This is a genomic window from Rhodospirillaceae bacterium (genome assembly GCA_018660465.1).
GTDB lineage: Bacteria > Pseudomonadota > Alphaproteobacteria > Rhodospirillales > JABJKH01 > JABJKH01.
Genome location: JABJKH010000067.1, coordinates 1 through 3395, shown reverse-complemented (window position 1 = coordinate 3395; position 3395 = coordinate 1). Strand labels below are relative to the sequence as shown.

Sequence of the window (3395 nt, the reverse complement as noted above, 5' to 3'; positions counted from 1 at the left end):
GCCTTAAGCGGCTACTGCAAATGCCTCGTTATCGTTGGCATTTCTAGGTTTGGCCCGATAACGGCGGTACCATGCCGGGCAAAAACTATACCTTTACCACGCACGTCGATCCTGTTTCGCCCCCATTAGAAAAGACCACATCGCACTTAGCGTGTTTTAAAAGGTCTAACCGGTAATGGTGGAGGCGCCGGGCACTGCCCCCGGGTCCGTAACGTTTATTCCGCATAGCGTTTATCGCCATAGCCGGTAAACCGGCACGGCTAATATAGGACGAAAGGGAGGTGAAGGGAAGGGGGTAGAGCGCCAAACCCTTCCTATTTAACCTATAAACCCGGCTGGCGCACCGGCGTTTCTAACGAACGAAACAATAGGTTTTTTAAATCATCAAGGCAGTTTACGTTGTGAAGTTCGTCCGTCACGTTGTTATAGGCGACGTAATAGCTCCTACGGGGTTTGATCGCTTTGGTGATGCTCCAAAGGGTGCTTAGCTTATCGGTTTGCAAGCTAACCCAGGGGTCGCCTTCGTCAGTTTGCCCCTCCTCAATCATCAAATCATGAGAAATAGGCTCGCAATACAGCTCGCGTGAAAACTCCCGCAGCCGTTGCAGACTAGCCCGCTCATCTGCATCCCAGTCCCGTGCCGTATAAAGTTGAATGACTTGTCCCAATTGAATGTCCTTTGTTCACGATGCCAACTGACTTTTGGCTGATATTTGCCGAAATTTGCCAACAGTGTTCCTGCTCTATGCATACACGGGTAATCTAGAATCTTTGAGCGGCCATCCCCTAAATAGGGTACGTATTAAAATAACCTGACATTTATTTAAAGCGGACACCCAAATATAACTCTCCGGCGTAATATTTTGATGGGTTGCCCGGCGGTCGCCGCAGTGTAAAATCTCTTTGTTCAGGCGGCGTCAAAATCAAGCAGGAAATTTAATGCAGCAATACCTTGAGCTCATGCGCCACATCCGCGATGAAGGCGTGGAAAAAGGTGACCGTACGGGGACTGGAACCCGAAGCGTCTTCGGTCATCAAATGCGTTTTGATCTGGGAGCGGGTTTTCCCCTCGTGACCACCAAAAAACTTCACCTGCGGTCGATCATCCACGAGCTGCTTTGGTTCTTGAGGGGTGATACCAATATTAAATATCTGAACGACAATGGGGTTTCCATCTGGGATGATTGGGCCGATGAAAACGGTGATTTAGGCCCGGTTTATGGCTCTCAATGGCGGTCTTGGCCAACGTCGGACGGCAGTCATGTCGATCAAATCACTCAACTTGTGAACCAGCTCCGCGACAATCCCAATTCACGCCGCCTTATTGTAAGTGCCTGGAATGTTGAACATATCGAGTCGATGGCCTTGCCGCCGTGCCACTGTCTGTTCCAGTTCTACGTTGCCGAGGGCCGTTTGTCGTGCCAACTCTACCAACGAAGTGCGGATGTATTTTTAGGAGTGCCGTTCAACATTGCCTCCTATGCTCTGCTGACGTTGATGTTGGCCCAAGTCAGCGGCTTGGCACCCGGCGAGTTCATTCACACCTTCGGCGATGCTCACCTGTATATAAATCATATGGAACAGACGGATTTACAATTGACGCGGGAGCCGTTTCCTCTGCCGAAAATGGTGCTGAAGTCTGACGTTCAGGACATCTTCGGATTTACGTTCGACGACTTTGAATTAAAAGACTATCAGTCCCACCCTCACATTTCTGCGCCGGTCGCGGTGTAAGCGATGCGCATATCCATCATCGTCGCGATGGGTGAAAACCGGGTGATAGGATTCGGCGGGACGATGCCTTGGCATATACCTGGTGACCTTAAGTATTTTAAGGAAAAAACCATGGGAAAGCCGGTCATCATGGGCCGCCGGACATTTCAATCGATTGGCAAGCCCTTGCCAGGGCGGACCAACATTATTTTAAGCCGGGATCAATCGTTTTACGCAGACGGGGTGACGATTGCGCACGATCGGAAAGAAGCGTTAGCGGTGGCCGAGCAGGCTATAGGCGGAGACGATGAAATCATGATTATCGGCGGGGCAAAGGTTTACACTCATTTTGCGGAGCTTACCGAGCGGATTTATCTAACCCAAATTCACGCAAAACCAGATGGAGACACCTTTTTCCATGATTTTGATCTTAACCAATGGGTCGAATTCAGCCGAGAAGATCACGACGGCGATCCATCCTATAGCTTTATCGTTTTAGACAGACCGCCTACATAATTTTCACTACTGAATAAGAATATTCGGCGCTTGGGCATCCTTGCTCGCCAGGGACTGCTCCACTTTTTCCCAAACTTTCTCAGCAATAGCCGTGTAAGCCTTGGCATGTGGGCTGTTGGGTTGTGAGAACACGATGGGACGACCGCCGTCAGATGTTTCGCGAATGGCCATATCCAAAGGAATGTCGCCTAAAAAGTCGATGCCGAGTTGTTCCGCTTCTTGCTTGGCACCGCCATGGCTGAAGATTTCTGACCGTTCGTTACAATGCGGGCACATGAAATAGCTCATGTTTTCAATAATGCCGAACACCGGCACATCCACTTTGCGGAACATATTCAGGCCCTTGCGCGCATCAGCCAGGGCAATGTCTTGCGGTGTTGAAACGATTACGGCCCCTGTCAGTGGCACTTGCTGTGCCATGGTGAGTTGAATGTCACCGGTTCCTGGCGGCATATCGACAACCAACGCATCCAATTCGCCCCAATTCAAATCCCGGATCATTTGGATCAGCGCCGATTGAACCATGGGACCACGCCAGATGATCGGATCATCGTCTTCGACTAAAAAGCCCATGGACATGATTTTAACGCCGTAGTTTTCCAACGGATCGAGGGTTTCACCGTCGCTGGATTGCGGCTGTCCTGATGTACCCATCATCCGAGGAATGGACGGGCCGTAGATGTCAGCATCCAGCAGGCCAACTTTTTTCCCGCTAGAAGCCAAAGCCAAGGCGAGGTTGACGGCCGTTGTCGATTTGCCGACGCCGCCTTTTCCGGAAGCCACAGCAATAATTGACTTGGTGCTTTCCATCAGCGGCTCATCCGAGCCAGGTTCTCCGCCAGGGCCTGCTCCTTTGCCAGCATCTGGCCCAGCACCACCTTTTCCGGCATCCGGGGCCGCGCCCTTTTCTGCATCAGGACCATGGCTGTGATCGTGACCACCGCCGTTGCCGCCCCCATTTCCGCCACTCGCACGTTCCGCTGTCAGCACCACGGTCGCAGAGATAACACCCGGAAGGTCAAATACTGATTTCTCAGCTTGCTTGCGGAGGGGTTCCAATTTAGGCCCGCGTTCCGGGTCTACTTCGATGGCAAACGCAACGTGACCGTCTTGAATTTGTATGCCTGTAACCATGTTCTGGCTTACAATATCGTCACCGTTATCTT

At 51.3% G+C, this 3395-nt stretch carries 4 protein-coding genes and 1 other RNA gene; 2 read left to right on the top strand and 3 right to left on the bottom strand.

What is annotated here, in order from left to right; genetic code table 11:
- Positions 1 to 295, bottom strand: a transfer-messenger RNA (tmRNA) gene (gene ssrA / locus HOM51_10195); the annotation flags it as partial.
- A 28-nt stretch (positions 296 to 323) separates the two neighbouring features.
- Complete coding sequence (locus HOM51_10190) at positions 324 to 668, bottom strand: hypothetical protein (protein ID MBT5034879.1); 345 nt, start codon at positions 666 to 668, stop codon at positions 324 to 326.
- Positions 669 to 939: 271 nt separating this feature from the next.
- Between HOM51_10190 and HOM51_10185 the strand changes: the two genes are divergently transcribed.
- The gene (locus tag HOM51_10185) at positions 940 to 1734 is read left to right on the top strand and encodes a thymidylate synthase (GenBank protein MBT5034878.1); all 795 of its coding nucleotides are present in this window, start codon (positions 940 to 942) and stop codon (positions 1732 to 1734) included.
- Between the two features lie 3 nt (positions 1735 to 1737).
- Complete coding sequence (locus HOM51_10180; GenBank protein MBT5034877.1) at positions 1738 to 2229, top strand: dihydrofolate reductase; 492 nt, start codon at positions 1738 to 1740, stop codon at positions 2227 to 2229.
- A gap of 6 nt (positions 2230 to 2235) precedes the next feature.
- Here the strand turns inward: HOM51_10180 and HOM51_10175 are convergent.
- A partial coding sequence (locus HOM51_10175; GenBank protein ID MBT5034876.1) for an Mrp/NBP35 family ATP-binding protein occupies positions 2236 to 3395 on the bottom strand: 1160 nt, incomplete at its 5' end.

Coding starts and splice junctions, on each gene's coding strand:
- HOM51_10185 (MBT5034878.1), top strand. CDS start 940: ATGCAGCAATACCTTGAGCTCATGCGCCACATCCGCGATGAAGGCGTG.
- HOM51_10180 (MBT5034877.1), top strand. CDS start 1,738: ATGCGCATATCCATCATCGTCGCGATGGGTGAAAACCGGGTGATAGGA.